The sequence below is a fragment of the Ktedonobacter sp. SOSP1-85 genome (genome assembly GCF_016587415.1).
GTDB lineage: Bacteria > Chloroflexota > Ktedonobacteria > Ktedonobacterales > Ktedonobacteraceae > Ktedonobacter.
Window position 1 is genome coordinate 3,647,601 of record NZ_BNJI01000001.1, and the last position, 19,172, is coordinate 3,666,772.

Below are 19,172 nucleotides of genomic sequence, written 5' to 3' on the forward strand. Positions count from 1 at the left end.
TTAGTGGTGGAAGAGGCGGATGCCTGCCATAGCCATGGCGATATCGTATGCGTCGCAGGCCTGGATGACATCCTCGTCGCGCATGGACGCGCCGGGCTGGACGACGTAGGAGACGCCGTAGCGGGCCGCGCAATCGATGCTATCGCGGAAGGGGATATAGCCATCGGAACCCAGGGTGACACCCTTTAGACCTGAAAGCCACTCCTCCTTCTCCTGTGCGGTCAGGCGGGGCGGGACCACATCGAAGAGCTGCTCCCACTCCTTCTCCTCGATGGCGGTCAGGTCGTCGCGCAGATAGGTGTCGACGGCGTTGACCTTTTCCTGGCGCTTGACGCCGGCCTTGAAGGGCAGCGAGAGAGCTGCGGGATGCAGGCGCAGGTACCAGTTCTCGGCCTTGGCAGCCGCGGCACGTGTACACATAATGCGCGACTGCCCACCCGCGCCAATACCAATGGCCTGGCCATCGTAGGCGAAGCAGATGGAGTTAGACTGGGTGTACTTGAGGGTGATCAGGGAGAGGACCATGTCGCGCTGTGCGGCCTCGGAGAGGTTCTTATTGCGCGTGGGCATATCCTTGAGCATCTCGAAGGTGGGAACGACGTTGTTGCGCTTCTGTTCAAAGGTTACGCCAAAGACCTCGCGTGTCTCCATCTCCCCTGGCTCATAGCTGGGATCAATCTGCAAAACGATATACGAGCCTTTACGCTTCTTACGCAGGATCTCCAGGGCTTCTGGCTCGAAGCCGGGCGCGATCACGCCATCGGAGACCTCGCGACTGATGAGCTTCGCTGTTGAGACATCGACGATATCGCTGAGCGCGGCGAAGTCACCATAGGAGGCCTGGCGGTCCGCTCCACGAGCGCGGGCGTAGGCTGTCGCGAGCGGCGAGAGCTCCAGGTCCTCGACGGCGTAGGCCTGTTTCAGGCGGTCGTCCAGGGGGACGCCAACGGCGGCACCGGCGGGGCTGACATGCTTAAAGGAGGTCGCGGCAGGTAGGTTGAGGCTGCTGCGAAGCTCGCGTACTAACTGCCAGGAGTTGAGTGCGTCGAGCAGGTTGATATATCCAGGTGCGCCGCTGAGCACCTGAAAGGGTAGCGCTCCCTGCTTGCTATAGACACGAGCTGGCTTCTGGTGTGGGTTACAGCCATAGCGCAGCGTAAGTTCTGTATTCTCCATGAGAAAAGGTTCCTCTTCACAAAAAAATAGTAGTCTACTTCTCCGAAAACCTGAGCGCGAAGCGCTAGTCACGAGAGTGACGTTGGATTTCGGAATAAGAATAGTATCCCCCAGAGAGGGAAACACTACTGGGTAGTGGGGGAGTCTCTATTTATCTTACGCTACGGGATAGCAGGAGGGCAAACCTGGGTAAGATTTATCCGCGAAAAGGGGGTGGTGTGACGTTGTTTTTTGTGCGTATTTCATTGTGCTTTCGCCTGGTAGTGCCTAGCATTGGGGGGAGAATGTATACCTTAGAAGACGATCATGATACGTCGTCACGTTTGCAGCAACAAGCGATTCAGCGGGAACTGAAGGCCGCGAAGGATGCGTCCGCGACGACCGGGGATGATCCTGAGCGTGAGGGGCACAATATGAGTGAGGGACACGATGCCCCGACCCTGGTGAATGCCCCCACGGGACCCCTGATGGGAACCGCCACATCCACCTCAGTACGCGAACAGTTAAGTGATTCTTTGCGCCAGTTAGTGCCACAGGGGAATCGTCGCCTGGCGATTATGGCGCTCTCAATCGCCTGCTTTGCCGTCTTTGTTACGGCCCTGGATGAAACGGTCGTGGTGACGGCGCTTCCACAGGTGATTACGGACCTCAAGTTATCCCTGACACAACTGGATCATGCCTCCTGGATCGTGAGTGCTTATCTGCTTGGGTTTGTCGTGGCTATGCCCCTGATGGGGCGTGTCTCAGACATCTATGGACGCAGACGCATCTTCCAGATCTGTTTAGCCATTTTCGGTATCGGCTCGTTTCTCTGCGCCATCGCGCCCATGTTGGGGCAGCGTTTTCCCCTGAGCTTCTTGCAACCTTTGGGCATCAATACTTCGTCACCTGGACTCATCTGGCTAATCTCGGCTCGTTTCTTTCAGGCCATTGGTGGTGGCGCGCTGGTCCCGGTGGCTATGGCTATCGCGGGCGATTTCTATACACAGAAGCGCCTGGGCATTGCCCTGGGCATTATCGGCGCGGTCACCGAGATAGGTGGTGCATTGGGTCCGCTTTATGGCGCGCTAGTGGTCGAGCATCTTGGCTGGCAGGCCATCTTTTATCTGAATATCCCCATTGTGGGAATCCTGATGGCCGGGACCTGGTTCTGTATTCCTCGAGGAGAGCACCAGCGCGAGGGTGTTGACTGGTTGGGAAGCATCCTGCTCGGACTGGCCCTGACCTGTCTGAGCTTGGGACTGGCTCAGCAGGGTGCGGAGATGGGAACGGCACATGTCAGCACCAGTGCGGCCCCGCAGAATAATCCCGTTATCCTGGCCCTGGCGGTACTCTTCTTCATCGCTTTTGTGCTGGTCGAGCGCAAGGTGCGCTGGCCGGTGGTCGAACTCTCGCTCTTCAAACGCATCACCTTCAGTGCGTCTACCCTGGTCAGCCTGCTGGTCGGAGCAGCGTTGATCATAGCCATGGCCGATATTCCCATCTATGTAGATACGGTTATGCAATTAACGGTCATGGATAGCGGCTTGGCCCTGTTACGTATGACCGCGTTGATTCCCGTGGGGGCGTTGCTGGGTGGGTGGCTGTGTAACTATATTACCTGTCGCTGGACGGCAGTGCTGGGCCTGCTGTTTACCGCGGGCGGCTTCTACCTGATGAGCCGCTGGCCCATCAATGTTAGCTGGACACAGATTACCACAAGTACGGTCGTGGCGGGCCTGGGCTTTGGCCTGGTCATCTCACCCATTGGTACCAGCGCCCTGAATGCGGTAAAAAGTAGGCAGGCAGGCATGAGTTCGGCGGTCATCACGGCGCTGCGTATGGTTGGTATGATCCTGGGATTGGCGATCCTGACCTCGTGGGCGCTAGCCGACTTCAATAGTCGTATCAAAGGCTATGCCTCGATCTCGATGAAGGCGACGGCGGGCGATTATATCATCTGGGTGCAAAACTATGCGGTCCACGTGGTACGCTCGGCACACACGGTCTATACCTCGGTCTTCTTCGCTACGATGTGGCTCTGTCTGCTGGCGATCATTCCCGCCGTTTTCCTCTGGGGGAGCCAGGTGCCGGTGGCGGAGCGCGAACTGGGCTTGAGCGCGCCCCCCATTCCGGGCAAGAGCATCTTCGCGCAGCCGCGCCAGGTGCTCGCCGTGGGAAGCATCCTCCTGGTGCTGCTGCTGACTGGGAGTGGCATTCTGGTGACCCTTCTTGTGGATGGACCAATGCTGCGGCAGCAGAGTGCCAAACCGTTGTTGCGTTCATTGACCTTGCAGGTTGGATTGGATCAGCAGGCGGTGACCTCGCTGCTAACCTCGCAATTGAAGATCAAGAGCGACACTATCAGCAATATCAGCGTCGCGCCGCTGCCTAACGATGGCTTGCGTCTGAGCCTGCGGTTGAATATCAATACCGATGGGATCAAGCGCAGCATGACGGTCGCGATGGAGGGCCAGCTTGGCCTGGACCAGAAGCAGAACATTCATTTGAAGGTTACCCATCTCAGCCGTGACGGACTGGATGCCGGATCCCAGGCTACAGCCGCCATGCAGGATCCGGTGAACGAGATGTTTACCAACTCGATCATGCCCGCGCTACACGCCCAACTCAAGAGCGTACAGATACGCGCGGTGCATACCACAACTACCCTGAACTGTAGCAAAGGTACAATGATGCTCGTGATCCAGTTGGAGACGCCCGCTGTGGCCGACCTGCCGCATATCGCTACGCCCGCTCCCTACTGCTTCACCGGGCCAATCGATATCAACAAGCTTTCACCTACCCTGACCATCCCATAGTAGCCGCGTACGCCAGTAGCGGGCCAGGAGAGAAGGTTGCATGTGTAAGGTACAACAATTGTGGATGCGTACTCCCTACAGGCTGGGGAGTATAGTGCTTATGCTTATAGTTGTAAGCGTGGTGCTAGTGTTGATTACTCCGGTCTATGCCGCGACACGCACCGTGATACAAACGCGTGTGCAGCAGGCGCTGCCCTTGAACGCGCATATCTACCTGGCGACCGACGCGCTGCGGCCTGTCTTTCAGGAGCGCATCGACGCGCAGGTGCCCTCAACGGTCGCTAGCACGCTGAAAGGCATCACGGATGGAATGCCGGGTGACACGCGTGACTGGGCATCGAAGATGGCAAAGGTCTTGATTCAGCCATCGGCCACGCTTACAGGTCTCTCGCCGCAGGCAGGGGGAATGGTGACCTCGATGCGTATCAGCCTCTATCCCGGCGATCCCAAACCCATCGACGCCAACCTGCTTGTGCGTTTTACGGTGCTCAACGCCACGACGATTCAGGTTAGTGCCTTCCCGCTCAAGGGAAGTCCAACCCTGGTCAGTGGTCCCCTGACCACATTGCCCACGCCCCTGGGGCAGCTGCAAAGCATTCATACGACTCCAGGCTGTGGCGCGAACGCATTAGATGTTGGCATGCAGCTCCCGATCAACCTGGACGCGCCAGCGACCACGCAGAACGCAGCCTTTACGCGGGGGCAATCTTCGCGCACCACTCTGGTGAACTGGCAGGAGCCAGCGAGCGCTACAGCGGGAACGCATGCTTATGTCGAGATTCCTGCTAGCTCGCTGAGTACCCTGGGACCTGGCCTGGGTGTACTCTCCCTGGGCAATGGCCTCTTCGCGCGCAACATCCAGCTCTCCGTGAGTGGAAACCATCTGGTCGCGACCAGCGATATCACGCTGGGAAAATCTTTGAAATTGGCCCAAGCGACCACGACAATTATGCCATTGGCACAGCAGGGGAAGCTGGCTATCCAGGTGCAGAAGACCACGGTTACAATCTTCTCCATCTTTACCTTTCCTTATGATACCTACAATAGCCAGATTCAGCAGGAGCTAAATAGTAAGCTGGGTAGTGTGCTTGGTGACAAGTTTACGCTGAACACGGCCAGCATTGGTCCCAATAGTAATGTGCCCTGCGCGGCGGGCAATAGCATGATTCTCTCCGTAACGGCGCCGGGTGGCCTCTTCTAGCCTGGCTTATGGCAAGAGATTATTGGGTTTGGCGGGCGCATCTGAGAACGAGAGCAGACGTAGCCTGCCCTGGCGCAGCGTGTGCCAGAGGGTTGGGGTCGCGCCCAGCTCCTGGCGCAACGCCGTATGTAGCTCATTCCAGGCCAGGTGTACCTCCTCTTCGTGTGTGCGCAGATTGCCAATAGCGAGGCGGAGCGTATAGCGACCCTTCAAGCGGGTGGCCGAGAGAAAGCAGCGCCCGCTGGCGTTAACGCGATTGAGCACGCGCTCATTCAAATGATCCAGCCGTTCCTCGTTCTGGATGGCCCAGGGATGTGCGCGAAAGCAGACCACGCTGAGGTGAGTGGGGAAGAGCAGCTCCCAATCACTTGAAGTCTCAACCCAATCGGCAAAGAGGCGCGCCAGGCGACAATGCTCAGTGATATTAGCAACGAGACCATCATAACCAAAGTAGCGCAACGTCATCCATAGCTTGAGCGCGGGAAAGCCATGTGGCAGGGAGGCGTCATAGTCCATCAGGTTGATCGCCTGTCCTGAACGGCCCTCAGTGTTTTGCAGGTAGTCGGGGGTCAGGCTAAAAGTAGCACGCAAGGCTTGCGGACGGCGTGTATAGAGGATGCTACAGTGGAAGGGAGTGAAGAGCCACTTATGGGGATTGATCGAGAGTGAGTCGGCCCGCTCGCAACCGCGTAGGACCCAGCGTTTCTCGGGCATGAGGGCCGCGACCCCCGCGTAGGCGGCATCGACATGGAGCCAGAGACCATAGCGCTCACAGAGATCTGCGATGGACTCCACAGGATCAACGCTGGTCGTAGAGGTTGTGCCTACAGTGGCCACAACCGCGAAGGGCCACCAGCCCTCGCGTAGATCCTCGCGGATGGCCTGGTCGAGCGCCTCCACATTTATTCGATAGGCATCATCGGTCTCGATCTTCCGCAGACTCTCCAGTCCAAGACCGAGCAGAATAGCCGCCTTCTCCAGTGATGAGTGGGCCTCCTCGGAGGCATAGAAGCGGAGGCGTGGCATCTCTTTGCGGCCCGCGAGTCCCTGCTGGCGTATGTGCAGGCCAGGAACAAACTCGCGCGCCGCCGCGAGAACATTGGTGATAGCGGAGTTGTGATGGATCATGCCAAAGAGGGGGGCGGGCAGGCCAAGCATCTGGCGGAGCCAATCCAGAGTGACTTGCTCCAGTTCGGTCGCGGCAGGAGCTGTCTTCCAGAGCATACGTGAGACATTGAAGGCTCCTTCAAGCATATTAGCCAGTATGCCTGGTCCAGCGCTGGTCACGCCGAAATAGCCCATAAACCTGCCGGAGTTCCACTGGGTCAGGCCGGGAAGAATGACGCGCTCAACATCTGCCAGGATCTGATCCATCTCTTCACCTTGAGAGGGTGGATGGGAAGGGAGCATGTCCTGGATGTCGCCCGGTTTGACCTGGGCCAGAACGGGGCGTGTATGAACGCTCTGGATATAATTAGCGATCCAATCGACGACCTGGTGTCCATAGTGACGCAAAGCTTCAGCGTCCATATCACCCTCGCGGGGTTGGGGCGTGGGTCCTGCTTCTAGAGGTATATGCATTGTTCAACCGCCTCCACATAACAACCAGAGAACAACGTTTATATGGGAATATCCTGGTATTGTATGCCTTCTACCACGGAGTAATCATTTGTTGCAGTTAATTGTAAGAAAATAGATGGTAATCGTCAATATAGCTCATGCAAAAACATTGATCCATTGCTAAATATATTTTCACTTTGAGTTTCTGTGGCAGGTTGAATATGAATAAAAAATAATCTGAAACCTGCTTCGGCTCGTGTAGCGAGCCTTTCGGGTAAGGGAAGGATGTGCTTCAACATTACAATCTGGACATAATAAATAGTCGATACGTATTGAGTAATTAGCATTTATTCTAGGCAATTGTAAGCACGCCTGTGGTGCGTCTTGATGGTTAAATATATGCAAGCTATATTGTATAGCTTTGCTACACGTAAGGAATTTTTATACATTATTAATATCTTATTTTTGTATGTAATGTTAGTATATAGTATATCGTTTATGTTACATGTTTCTCTCTGGAAATTGAAAATGCATTTGCGGGTCATCTGCTCGTGATGGAACGAATCTTAAAAAGGCTGTGTTGATGCGTATGTGGAACGTAGAGGAGTAGATAAAATGGAAGCCTCAGGAAAACCGTTTAATCCATTTGAGCGCGCGATTGTGCCGTTTGAGAGCCAGCCTCAGGCTAGCGGAATCTATGATACGCAGGAGATCATCGTGCCTGGGGAGCCGAATGAAACTGCTCCAGGTTATCCCTTTTCTGAGCGGCGCACTCCGGTAACGGAAGAGATGTTTTCGCTTCTCCATGTACCGCCTGGAGATGGGCTGCCACACCTGGAGCGCTACTCTGCGGCCCCACGCTTTGACCTTGAGACTGCTACCTCTCAGACGCATGTCCCGGCGATGACGCTGCGGTCCTGGGAGCGGCGTTTTGGTATTCCAGCCCCCTGGCATGGGAGCAATAACGCGCGCCTCTATTCAATGCGAGACCTGGCGGCTATCCACTGGCTCAATCGACGTATCAAGCAGAATAACACGAGTGTCTATCTGTCAATACAGGAACTGGCGCGCCTGGAGCCAGCGTATAGCAGGCACTATAGCGCGAATATGCCTGCAACTCTGCCCAGGCAGCGCAAGTTTTCCGAACTGCATGAATCTTTGCTGCGTGCGATTACCATGATGGATGAGGGGGGCGCGGGGCGTATTCTGAACGAGGCCTTTGATACCTATCCAGCAGCCACCGTCTGCCAGCAGGTACTGCAACCGGTGCTGACGAAGCTTGTTGAATTGCGCCATACGGTCTCACTTCCCCGTACCATCGAACATTTTGCCTCCAAGCTCACACGCGATCAGATTGTACATTTGATCGAGGCGGGCCTGACCCCACGCGAAGCCCTTCAACGTCTCTCTCACCTGGCTCTCCGTGCTCCGCAGATTTACGCCAGTCAGCAGCGTGCCAGGGAGCGTATGGACGCGGTGCCCACGCTGGCGCGTATCGCAGACATCATGCTGGAGGCAATCAGGCAGCTTGACGAGGGACATGTGCAGAGAATTATGGATGAGGCCTTCTTCTACTACCCGGTTGAGGAGGTGTGTAGTAACCTGTTTCAGCCAATGCTCTATCGGATTGGTGAATTATGGGCTTCGCGCCAGATCACGGTAACGGTCGAGCACTTTGCCAGCAATATGATTCGTACGCGCCTGGCCTATCTCTTCCAGACCACGCCCTATCAGCGCCAGGGGCCAGCCATCCTGGTTGGCTGCGCGCCGAGGGAGACGCATGAGATCGGTGTCCTGATGCTGGCGCTTTTCTGGCGCCGCCAGGGCTTTAATGTCTACTACCTGGGGCAGATGCTGGAGCCTCAGAGCTTGCTGCAAGAGATTCGGCGCCTGCGACCTGGAGTGGTATGTCTCTCAGCAACCACGCGACCACGCGCGCGGGACCTGGCAGAGATCGCGCGTGAGATCAGTAAGCTCGAGGGGCCTCGCCCCACTGTCTGCTTTGGTGGAGGTGCCTTTATGCAAGATCTCGGCCTGGTAAAAAGTATCAAGGGTGTCTACCTGGGGGCAGACGCAAACGAAGCCACTCGCCGCCTGCACGAGCTTGTCCCCCTTCAGCAGTCGCAGCCAGCGCGCGACGAGGCGCACCATATCATGTAAGGGATTATGTGTGGCGACATAGCACAGCTATGTCGCCACACATAATCCCTTACATTATTTACACCTACCAGGCGTCCAGAAGAAAAGTGTTACAATCTTAGGTAGGTAACACGACGCTGAAGGCTTGTCTTTTTGATAAAGAGGGTAGGTAGTATGACAACAACAATAACTGAGTGGCAGCATCGAGATATCCTCACCAATGGCATTCGGATGCATTATGTTACGCAAGGTGAGGGTTCATTGATTGTGCTCCTGCATGGTTTCCCTGAGTTCTGGTACTCCTGGCGGCACCAGATCCCTTTTCTGGCGCAACTGGGATATAAGGTGGTGGCACCTGACCTGCGGGGCTATAACGATACAGATAAGCCACGCCGGGGCTATGAGATCGCGACCCTATTGCGCGATATTGAGGGCCTGATCAAGGGCCTGGGCTATGAGCGAGCGATTGTCGTGGGCCATGACTGGGGTGGTGTGCTGATGTGGCAGTTTGGTCTGAGGTATCCGCACATGGTTGAGCGCCTGATTGGTCTCAATGCGCCGCCGCCCTGGACCTTCGCGCGTGAGCTACGGACCTGGAAGCAGTTGCGCAAGAGCTGGTATGTCTATGCCTTTCAACTGCCCGTCCTGCCAGAGTTGGCCCTTAGTCGTGAAGGGGCCGAGCCTATTGCAAAGATGCTCTACGCCAGCGCCGTGCAGAAGTCGGCCTTTCCAGAGGATGTGTTGCAGCGCTACAAAGAGGCCATGAGTAAGCCGGGCGCACTGACGGCGGCGATTAACTACTATCGCTCGATCTGGCGGCGCTCAAGTATCGGGGCCGTCAGTGGAAACAAGGGGCGAATCGATAAGCCCACACTGCTTATCTGGGGTGAGCAGGACGTGGCCCTGGATATCGCCATGACCTATGGCCTGGAGGAGTGGGTTCCCAACATAGACGTGCGGCGTATCCCTGATAGCGGCCACTGGGTCCAGCAGGAGAAACCCGAACTCGTCAACGAATGGATAGCCGAATTCCTCCAAAAAGAATAAGTATATAAAACAAGAAGTGCCCGTTGCATAAAACGCAACGGGCACTTCTTGTTTTATATACTTACACACTCTTGGGGTCGCCATAGATGATGGCGCGCTTGACCTCTTCGATCAGGTCGGTGACCGGGATGCCGCGTGGGCAGGCATCGGAGCAGTTGAAGATGGTGCGGCAACGCCAGACGCCATCCTTCTTGCCCAGGATATTGAGGCGCTCGGCGGCACCCTCGTCACGGCTATCGAAGATGAAGCGGTGCGCGTTGACGATGGCGGCGGGACCAACCCAGTCCTGGTTGCCCCAGATCGAGGGGCAGGAACCGGTGCAGGCGCCACAGAGGATGCACTTGGTGCCCTCGTCGAAGCGCGCGCGCTCCTCGGCGGATTGCAGGCGCTCGGTACCTGGCTCGCTGTCGTACGTGATCAGGTAGGGTTTGACCTGTTTGTACTTGTCGAAGAACTGGTCCATATCGACCACGAGGTCCTTAATGACCGGGTAGCCCAGCATTGGCTCGATGGTGACCTTCTTGCCTACGTCGCGCATAAGAACCTTACAGGCCAGGCGGTTGCGACCATTGATGCGCATAGCATCGGAGCCACAGACGCCGTGGGCGCAGGAACGGCGATAGGTCAGCGTGCCATCCATCGTCCATTTGATGTTGTTCAGGGCGTCCAGCAAGCGGTCGATGGGTTCAACCTCGACGGTAAACTCGTCCCAGTACGGCTTATTGTCGCGCTCCGGGTCGAAGCGCTTTATACGCATTAAGACTTGCATCGCGTTCTCCTCTAGTATTTGCGCTCCTTAGGCTTGAAGACGGGATCATCCACAAGCACGACATCCTTGTAGTCCAGGCGAACGTCGTGCGCCTTCTCGCCCTTGTAGGCCAGGGTATGTTTGAGCCAGTTGGTATCATCGCGCTTGGTATAGTCGAGGCGATAGTGGGCGCCACGGCTCTCTTTACGTGCGATAGCTCCATGGATGGTTGCCTCGGCGCAGTCGAGCAAGAAGCCAAGCTCGATGGCCTCGACCAGCTCGGTATTGAAGCGCTTGCCTTTATCCTGGAGCTGAATTTTCTTGTAGGCATCTTGCAGGCCGTCCAGCGTATCCAGGGCTGAGAGCATACCCTTCTCCTCGCGCTCGACGAAGACCTTGTCGTTCATCTCATTCTGCAGGGTCGAGCGGATGCGGGCCGCCGACTCGCCGCCAGAGGACTTGCCTTTATCCAGTAGGCGATCAAGCATATCGCGTGAATAGGCCTCGGGATTCTCTGGCAGGGGGGCGTGATCGTTCTCTGCGATGAAGCGTGCCATGTCTTTACCGGCGCGGCGACCGAAGACGATCAGGTCGACCAGCGAGTTAGTGCCCAGGCGGTTGGCACCGTGAACGGAGACGCAGGCGACCTCGCCCGCGGCATAGAAGCCGGGCATGGGTGTCCACTGGGGATCGATGACGACACGGCCATCCAGGTCAGTAGGGATACCGCCCATGGCGTAGTGCGCGGTCGGCTGGATCGGCACAGGCTCGGTAATAGGTTCGACGCCCAGGTAGTTACGGGCGAAATCTGTGATATCGGGCAACTTCTCGGCAATGGCCTTGGCGCCCAGGTGGCGTACATCGAGGTAGACATAGTCCTTGCCATCGATGCCACGTCCCTCGTTGACCTCCTGTACAATACAGCGCGAGACGATATCGCGTGGGGCCAGGTCCTTCAACGTGGGCATGTAGCGCTCCATGAAGTACTCGCCCTTATCGTTGAGGAGCTTACCACCCTCGCCGCGAGCCGCCTCGGAGAGGAGCACGCCGACCTTGTAGATGCCGGTGGGATGGAACTGGTACATCTCCATGTCTTGCAGAGGGATGCCACGGCGATAGGCGATGGACATACCGTCGCCCATGCAGGCGAAGGCATTGCTGGTCACGCGCCAGGCGCGGCCATAGCCGCCGGTCGCGAACATTACCGCCTTGGCATGGAAGGTATGGATCTCGCCTGAGCGGATCTCCATCGCCACAACACCGCAGGCGCGGCCCTCGTTGAAGATCAGGTCCAGCACCAGGAACTCGTTGAAGAAGCGCACCTGGTTCTTGATTGAACTCTGGTACATGGTTTGCAGGATCATGTGGCCGGTGCGGTCGGCGGCGTAGCATGAGCGGCGCACGGGACCCTCGCCAAAGTTGCGCGTGTGACCACCAAAGCGGCGCTGGTCGATACGGCCATCTGGCGTGCGGTTGAAGGGCAGGCCGCGATGCTCAAGCTCGTAGACGGCATCGATAGCGTCGCGGGCCAGAATCTCGGCCGCGGGCTGGTCTACCAGGTAGTCGCCGCCCTTGACGGTATCGTACATGTGCCACTTCCAGTGGTCCTCTTCCTGGTTACCGAGGGCCGCGGCGACGCCCCCCTGGGCGGCACCGGTATGTGAACGCGTGGGGTAGACCTTGGTGAGTACCGCTACGCTGGCATTTGGCAATTGCATCGCAGCCATCAGACCCGCGCCACCAGCGCCGATGATGATGACATCAAATTTCTGATACATGGTATATATATCCTCGCTTCAACTTGCTCACAACTTCTTCTCTCTACAGAGAGAGGGGAGGGTTTTTGTGGGGACACCCCACAACCCCGGCAGGAGGAGTTCCTCCTGCACCACCCTTGCTCATAACTTCTCTCTGCTTAGTGCAGGCAGGCGGGTCCGAGACTGCCCGCAACGGGCTGGAAGGTGATGAGTGTGATAGTGCCCAGCATAAAGAAGGCGAGCAGGAGTACCGCGGCGAAGCCTTGTAGAACCAGGCGCGTCCCCGGCGAACGCACATAATCATCTATGACCACGCGCAGGCCGTTCACACCGTGCGTCAGGCCAAGCGTCAGTAGCAACCAGTCGAAGAGACGCCAGAAGGGGTTCGCGTAGCGAGCCGCCACAAACGCGTAGGTCGTGCATGAGACGTCATTGGTCACATGCATAATAGTAAGATGGATAATGACCAGGAAAATCAGTACCACGCCCGAGATACGGAAGTAATACCAGGAAAAGGTCTCAAAGCCACAGCCAGCCGGACGAGGCCCACCATATAAACGCGACAGCATACATTCTTCTCCTTACAAGGGTTCTTTGACGTGTCACTTCTACGCGCTACTAATTTTTGACACTCAGGATGGCTTCGGGATTAAAGAACCATTTAACGAAGGCCACTGAGGGGAGTAGCGCGGGTTTCAGCACGAAGTAGGCAAACACGGCGGAAACTACTATCGTTACGCCCAGGGCCGCGTAGAACAGCGGCTTTTGAAGGCGTGCACCCTTGCGCCAGAAGTCGATCATGATAATACGTACGCCATTAAAAGCGTGATAGAAGACAGCGCCCACGACAGCCAGTGATAGGAAACGCACAATGACGTGGTCAAAGAGCAGAATGCCATCGTTATAAACTGTTGGGCCAAAGCTGAGTAGAGAAATATCCACGACGTGGATAAACAGGAAGAGCAGTAGTCCGAGTCCTGTCACGCGGTGCAACAGCCAGGACCACATGCCAGATTGACCTTTGTACATTTTTCCCTCACTTCTGGGGGCGGGAGAGGAGGGCAGGAGGCACGAGGTTAGATAGTGCTTCGCTCAGCCTCTGGCGCTTGCTCTCGCCCTTTCCGAACATCCAAGCGGGGACCGACGCATTGGAACGGCAAGAAGAGCTAGCCAATGAGCCTGCGCAGGCATCATCGACGAGGACCGAGAAGATGGGCATAAAAAATAGACCGTTTCTTACACATCACAGTCCTCTATCTACAACCAGGCACCCCGCTGTGCTTTACCAGGCCCTTGGCGAGCCAGGCAAACGTTGTATGTGTATTATACTTCACTCTTGAGGCGTGCGCAAACACTTTTTATAGTTATATGATGATAGGTCAATGATTGTGGCATAAGTGTTGTGGGTGGCAAAGGCGGCAAAGCCGCCTTTGCCACCCACAACACCTTACTCTGAATGTGGAGAGGCTAAAGAGCCGGGAAACCTGGAAGTTATGGTAAGGTCCATTCTCAAGGGGAAGCCGCTATGTTATAATGCAGGAACAATCGTTCTTACTCATGTATCTCCTCTGTTTAGAAAATATAAAGCTCTTGCTGTGTGGAAATAGATACCAGGGAAAAGTGCTATGCCTATACGTCAACTTGCGCCCGATGTGGCGGCGAAGATCGCGGCTGGTGAGGTGGTGGAGCGGCCCGCCTCGGTGGTAAAGGAACTTATTGAGAATAGTATTGACGCGGGCGCGACCCAAATTCGCGTCGATCTGATGAATGGTGGCCTGCAACTCATTCGCGTGACCGATAATGGCTGTGGCATCTCACCCGAAGAACTGCCCCTGGCCCTGGAGCGGCATGCTACCAGCAAGGTGACATCCATCGACGACCTGGAGCAGATTCGCTCGCTGGGTTTTCGCGGTGAGGCGCTGGCGAGTATCGCCGCCGTGGCCGAGGTGACGCTTATGAGTCGTGCGCGAGGCTCCGAGCAGGGATCACAGGTGAGCGCGCAGAGTGGGCATATCTCTGATGTCACTCCCGCCGCCTCGCCTGAGGGTACGACGATTACGGTTCGTAACCTCTTTAGCGCCGTTCCAGCGCGCCTCAAGTTTCTGAAGAGTCGTAATACTGAGATCAGCCATTGTCATCACCTGCTGGAGCAGTACGCACTGGCCTACCCTGAGATCCGCTTTACGGTTGCCAGTGAGGGGAAGCAGATCTTCTCGACTCCCGGTGATGGCAAGCTCTTTAGCGTCCTGGTGCAGGTCTATGGTCTACAGATCGCGGAGCAGATGGTAGAGGTGGATGGCGATGATGAGCATGACGCCAGCGATGGCGAATATCCCATTGTTAAGGGCTTTGTGAGCCGTCCCGCCTGCTATAAGAGCACGCGCCAGCATATCTCCTTCTTCGTCAACCGGCGCTGGGTCATGAGCCGTATGCTTACTACGGCAGTGGAGGGGGCCTATCATTCGCTGCTCCTGAGCGGGCGTCATCCCCTGGCGGTCATCAATATCCAGATCGACCCCTCCTTCCTGGATGTGAATGTGCATCCCGCCAAGACCGAGATTCGCTTCTTAAAGGAGCGTCGTGTCTTCGCCGCTATCCTGCGCGCGGCCCGCAAGGCTCTTTTGCAGGAGCCGGAGATGCCGCAGTGGAAGTCGAAGTCTAGCGAGCCACGTGCGAGTAGTCAGCCAGACGCCTATGATCAGGAACCCTCATTCGAGGGCAGGCTGGATTTGGATGAGGAAACAGTACAGGCAGGCGAGCAGGAAGCAGAAGAGGCAGGTAAGCCACAGCAGCGGCAGAGCACGATCCCTGGAGATAGCCCCTGGATTACCTTTACGGAAGAAGAACATGGGACGAGGCCGCCCGGACATGCACGCCTCTGGCAGAGCCACCTGGGTGTGACCGATAAGGCGAAGGGGTCACGTCTCAAAGCTGTTGACACAACCGTGGAGGTCGAGCGTTCTCCCACGGGAACGCTACACGCGCAGGCCGAGCAGGTAAGCGTCACGCTTGATACTTCTCTCGAAGAGGATGATCCGCTCTCCATGCTACCGCCAGCCACGCCCGTTGAGAAACGTCCAGAAGCGGGTGGAGACATCGCAGAACAAGAGCCACTGGCCTCCTTTGACGCCGTGCCGCGTGGCATTCCCACGATGGGTATTCAGTTACCTTCTGCACAGACCGAGGAGCGTTCAAGGCTGGTTGTGAGTCCAGTCGCGCCCCAGGTGATTGCAGGAGACGCTCAAAGGGTAGAGCGGCGCCCTGAGCAGGGGGCACTACCGGGCCATAGCATCGATCCGAACCTGCCGCGTAAGTTTCCGCGCCTGCGTGTGGTAGGACAGCTCTCACAGAGCTATATTGTGACCGAGGGGCCGGATGGCATGTATCTTATTGACCAGCACGCAGCGCATGAACGGATAGTGCTTGAGCGCATGGTCGCGGCCCTTAAATCGCGCGAGACCATCTCGCAGCTCCTGCTCACCCCTATGCACCTCACGCTGGCCCCTGTCGAGATTGAGGCGCTCGAAGAGCATGGGGAGCAGCTACGGCGCATTGGCTTCGAGCTGGAGGTAGTTGACGGTAAGACCGTCGAGGTGCGTGCCGTCCCCACGGTCCTGGTCAAGCGCCTGGACAGCGTCTCGCTGCATGCCTTACTGGTCGAGCTTACCGCCGAGGACCAGCTGGGGCATACCGAGACCTGGGAGGAGCGTGCGCTGGCCAACGTCGCCTGCAAGGCCGCCATCAAACAGAATTACTTCCTGGCTATGAGCGAGATGCGCGAAATGCTGGAGCAACTAGAGCAGGTCAAGGCTCCCTTCAGCTGTTGCCACGGTCGACCAACCATGGTACACTTCAGTCTCGCAGAATTAGCCCACGAATTCGATCGCCGATAAATTGTAGGGGTAGAGCTTACTCTGCCTCCAGCGGGTAAGGGGATGTGGTGCGCGATACCTCCGGCATCGCGCACCACATCCCCTTACCATGGCGAGCTACACAGTGGCGAGTAGATCACCTTTCATAGAAGAGTAGCCGCGTACGCCAGTAGCGGGCGGCCCAGGAGATTGAGTAGGATGCTGGTAGAAGTACTCACGGCGGCTGGACGTTGGAACGTCGAACAACCGCTGTTGACCTATCGCGTACCCGAGGCCCTGGAGGACCAGCTTCGCCCTGGGCAACTGGTCGCCGTTCCCTATGGAGAGCGCCTGGACGAAGGTATTATCTGGGATCTGCTTGAGGGCGATGAGCTACCAGAGCCTTTGCAGGAAGAGGGAATCGAGCTACGCGACCTGTACAGCATCCTGGATCCCAAGCCCGCTCTGTTGCTTCACCAGCTTGAGTTGGCGCGCTGGCTTGCAGAGTACTATGCGACACCGCTGGCACATGCCGTCTTTGGCATGCTGACGCCAGGTATGTTGCAGCGCTCACGCTTCGTCTTGAAGCTCTCTGAAGAGGCACTTAAGGACGCGGTCCAGGCCTCCTCGCAGGAGACCTCATTGAATCTGCGTGCCCTGCTCGGACTCCTGCATAATGACGGCTCCCTCGATGTTGAGCAGCTCAAGAAGATGCTCGGCAAGACGAAGGCGCAGCAACTCTTAAAAGAGATCAAGCAGAGTAAGCTGGTGGTGCGCGAACCTGAGCTGGTCGAAGGAAAGGCGCGTATCAAGCTGCGCCGAAACGTGCGCCTGCTGGTACAGGGCGAGGAGCTACTGACATGGCGTGAGCTGCTGGAAGAGCGTCTGCGCAAGGCTGAGAGCGAGGCGCAAGCTCAGAGCACTTCCCAGGCTACTCCTGTCAGCACATCTCGCAAGAGTATGAGTAAGACCGAAGCTCCCTTTAACCCCTGGTCAATGTCCGCCGCCGCAAGCGCCACCCTGGCCCCGCCGGTGATGAGCAAGGAGGGCGTCGTCATTCAACGCCAGCTTGCGGCCCTGGACCTCTTGCAGCAGAGTATTAACCGTGGCTCGCCCTGGACCCCCTCGGCGCTCTGTCGCGCCACAGGTCTGACACCCAGGCAGCTCCAGCAGCTTGAAGATCAGCAACTTGTAGTGGTAGAGAATAAAGAGCAGCGACGTGATCCCCTCCAGGGGCGGGCCATCCCCTCCAGCCAGCCGTTGCAGTTGACAGGCGAGCAAGAAGCAGCCCTGCGCGCCATTCTCGAAGCCATCGAGGAGGGTAAGGCGAACAGTATCCCCAGGCCTATCTTGCTGCATGGCGTCACTGGCAGTGGTAAAACCGAGGTGTATTTGCAGGCCATGGCCTCGGTTATTGCCGAGGGGAAGCGTTGTATTATTCTCGTGCCAGAGATCGCTCTGACGACCCAGGCGGTGCAGCGCGTGGCGGGCCGTTTCCCCGAGCGGGTTGCCATCATCCACAGCGAATTGAGCGTGGGAGAGCGCTATGATGAATGGAGGCGTATTCGCGCCGGAGAGATCGATGTCGTCATCGGCTCACGTTCGGCGCTCTTCGCGCCCGTTCCCGACCTGGGCTTGATTATCATCGATGAGGAGCACGAGGCGGCCTATAAACAGAGTGAGTTCAAGCCAACCTATCACGCGCGCGAGGCCGCTATCAAGCTGGGAGAGATACTCAAAGTGCCCGTGGTCCTGGGTAGTGCCACGCCCGCCGTGGAGTCGTATTATCGCGCGGAGCAGGGGCGTTACCAGTTGGTGGAGCTGAAGGGGCGTATTGGTGCCAACCTGCCGCCTGTGGAGATCGTCGATCTGCGCTCCGAGTTGCGCGCGGGACATACCAGTATCATCAGCCGGCGTCTGCTCGATGAACTGGGCAAGGTGCTGGAGCGGGGACAGCAGGCGATCTTATTTCTTAACCGGCGTGGCGCGGCGAGTTGTGTGCTTTGTCGCGATTGTGGCTTCACGGCCCTCTGCGAGCAGTGCGATATCCCTCTGACTTATCACGCAACCGAACACGTCTTGATGTGCCACTACTGTGGCGCACAGAGCAAGATCCTGCACTTCTGTCCCTCCTGTCGCAGCGCCGAGATCCGTTACTTTGGCCTGGGAACCGAGAAGGTGCAGCGCACCATCCAGAAATATTTTCCCGAGGCGCGTCTGCTGCGCTGGGATCGCGATACAGCGCGCAATCGCCACGCCCATGAAGAGCTGCTCGACCGCTTTGCCAACCGCGAGGCCGATATCCTGATTGGCACGCAGATGATCGCCAAGGGCCTGGACCTGCCCGGCGTGACCCTCGTCGGCGTCGTCTCGGCGGATATCGCCCTTAACCTGCCAGACTACGCTTCGCCTGAGCGTGCCTTTATGCTGCTCACCCAGGTCGCGGGCCGCGCCGGTCGCGGCAGCGAAGCGGGCCATGTCATCGTCCAGACCTTTAACCCGGAGCACTTCAGCATTGATGCAGCCTCACGTCACGACTATAACGAGTTCTATCGTATCGAGATCGAGACGCGCCAGCGCTATGGGTATCCTCCCTTCCGCCAGTTCGTCAAATTTACCTATAGTCATAGTAACCGCCATCGCAGCCAGTTAGAAGCCATGAAGCTCTGTGAGAAATTAAAGGGTTGGATACAGCGTCTTAACCTGCCCGAAACTGATATCGTGGGACCTGTTCCCGCGCTTATGGAGCGCATTCGCAACAAGTACCGCTGGCAGATGATTGTGCGTGGCCCCGACCTCTCGCGCCTGCTCCGCGTTGTCGACGCCCCCGACTGGGAGATCGATATTGATCCCATCAGCACACTTTAGAAGCGCTTCTAAACAATACACCTATCC

General features: G+C 57.1%; 12 protein-coding genes. 6 read left to right on the top strand and 6 right to left on the bottom strand.

Annotation, left to right across the window (positions count from 1 at the left end):
- Positions 1–1,176, bottom strand: a complete 1,176-nt coding sequence (locus tag KTE_RS15245; RefSeq protein ID WP_201382266.1) for a phosphoribosylaminoimidazolecarboxamide formyltransferase — start codon at positions 1,174–1,176, stop codon at positions 1–3.
- Between the two features lie 284 nt (positions 1,177–1,460).
- On the opposite strand from KTE_RS15245, the gene KTE_RS15250 reads away from it, so the two are divergent.
- Together KTE_RS15250 and KTE_RS15255 are read left to right on the top strand one after the other, a co-directional pair.
- On the top strand, positions 1,461–3,974 hold the full coding sequence (locus KTE_RS15250; RefSeq protein WP_201382267.1) for an MFS transporter: 2,514 nt from the start codon (positions 1,461–1,463) through the stop codon (positions 3,972–3,974).
- A gap of 100 nt (positions 3,975–4,074) precedes the next feature.
- Positions 4,075–5,175, top strand: a complete 1,101-nt coding sequence (locus KTE_RS15255; RefSeq protein ID WP_201382269.1) for a hypothetical protein — start codon at positions 4,075–4,077, stop codon at positions 5,173–5,175.
- Positions 5,176–5,181: 6 nt separating this feature from the next.
- On the opposite strand, the gene KTE_RS15260 is transcribed toward KTE_RS15255, so the two are convergent.
- On the bottom strand, positions 5,182–6,756 hold the full coding sequence (locus KTE_RS15260; RefSeq protein WP_201382271.1) for a pyridoxal-dependent decarboxylase: 1,575 nt from the start codon (positions 6,754–6,756) through the stop codon (positions 5,182–5,184).
- Positions 6,757–7,350: 594 nt separating this feature from the next.
- Between KTE_RS15260 and KTE_RS15265 the strand changes: the two genes are divergently transcribed.
- Positions 7,351–8,895, top strand: a complete 1,545-nt coding sequence (locus KTE_RS15265) for a cobalamin B12-binding domain-containing protein (RefSeq protein WP_201382273.1) — start codon at positions 7,351–7,353, stop codon at positions 8,893–8,895.
- A 153-nt stretch (positions 8,896–9,048) separates the two neighbouring features.
- The gene (locus KTE_RS15270; protein WP_201382275.1) at positions 9,049–9,921 is read left to right on the top strand and encodes an alpha/beta fold hydrolase; all 873 of its coding nucleotides are present in this window, start codon (positions 9,049–9,051) and stop codon (positions 9,919–9,921) included.
- A gap of 61 nt (positions 9,922–9,982) precedes the next feature.
- Here KTE_RS15270 and KTE_RS15275 read toward each other — a convergent pair whose 3' ends face one another.
- From KTE_RS15275 to sdhC, 4 genes are all read right to left on the bottom strand, one after another.
- Positions 9,983–10,690: a succinate dehydrogenase iron-sulfur subunit gene (locus KTE_RS15275; protein WP_201382277.1), complete on the bottom strand. Its 708-nt coding sequence runs from the start codon at positions 10,688–10,690 to the stop codon at positions 9,983–9,985.
- 11 nt (positions 10,691–10,701) lie between these two features.
- Entirely contained in the window at positions 10,702–12,447 is a 1,746-nt protein-coding gene (gene sdhA, locus KTE_RS15280; RefSeq protein ID WP_201369907.1) for a succinate dehydrogenase flavoprotein subunit, read from the bottom strand.
- 137 nt (positions 12,448–12,584) lie between these two features.
- The gene (sdhD, locus tag KTE_RS15285) at positions 12,585–12,995 is read right to left on the bottom strand and encodes a succinate dehydrogenase, hydrophobic membrane anchor protein (protein WP_201382279.1); all 411 of its coding nucleotides are present in this window, start codon (positions 12,993–12,995) and stop codon (positions 12,585–12,587) included.
- A 49-nt stretch (positions 12,996–13,044) separates the two neighbouring features.
- Entirely contained in the window at positions 13,045–13,455 is a 411-nt protein-coding gene (gene sdhC, locus KTE_RS15290) for a succinate dehydrogenase, cytochrome b556 subunit (RefSeq protein ID WP_201382281.1), read from the bottom strand.
- A 596-nt stretch (positions 13,456–14,051) separates the two neighbouring features.
- Here sdhC and mutL point away from each other — a divergent pair.
- Both mutL and priA read left to right on the top strand, forming a co-directional pair.
- Positions 14,052–16,319 (top strand): DNA mismatch repair endonuclease MutL, encoded by a 2,268-nt coding sequence (gene mutL, locus KTE_RS15295; RefSeq protein ID WP_201382283.1) that lies wholly within the window; start codon positions 14,052–14,054, stop codon positions 16,317–16,319.
- Between the two features lie 177 nt (positions 16,320–16,496).
- Positions 16,497–19,145, top strand: a complete 2,649-nt coding sequence (priA, locus tag KTE_RS15300) for a primosomal protein N' (RefSeq protein WP_201382285.1) — start codon at positions 16,497–16,499, stop codon at positions 19,143–19,145.
- Positions 19,146–19,172 lie beyond the last annotated feature (27 nt).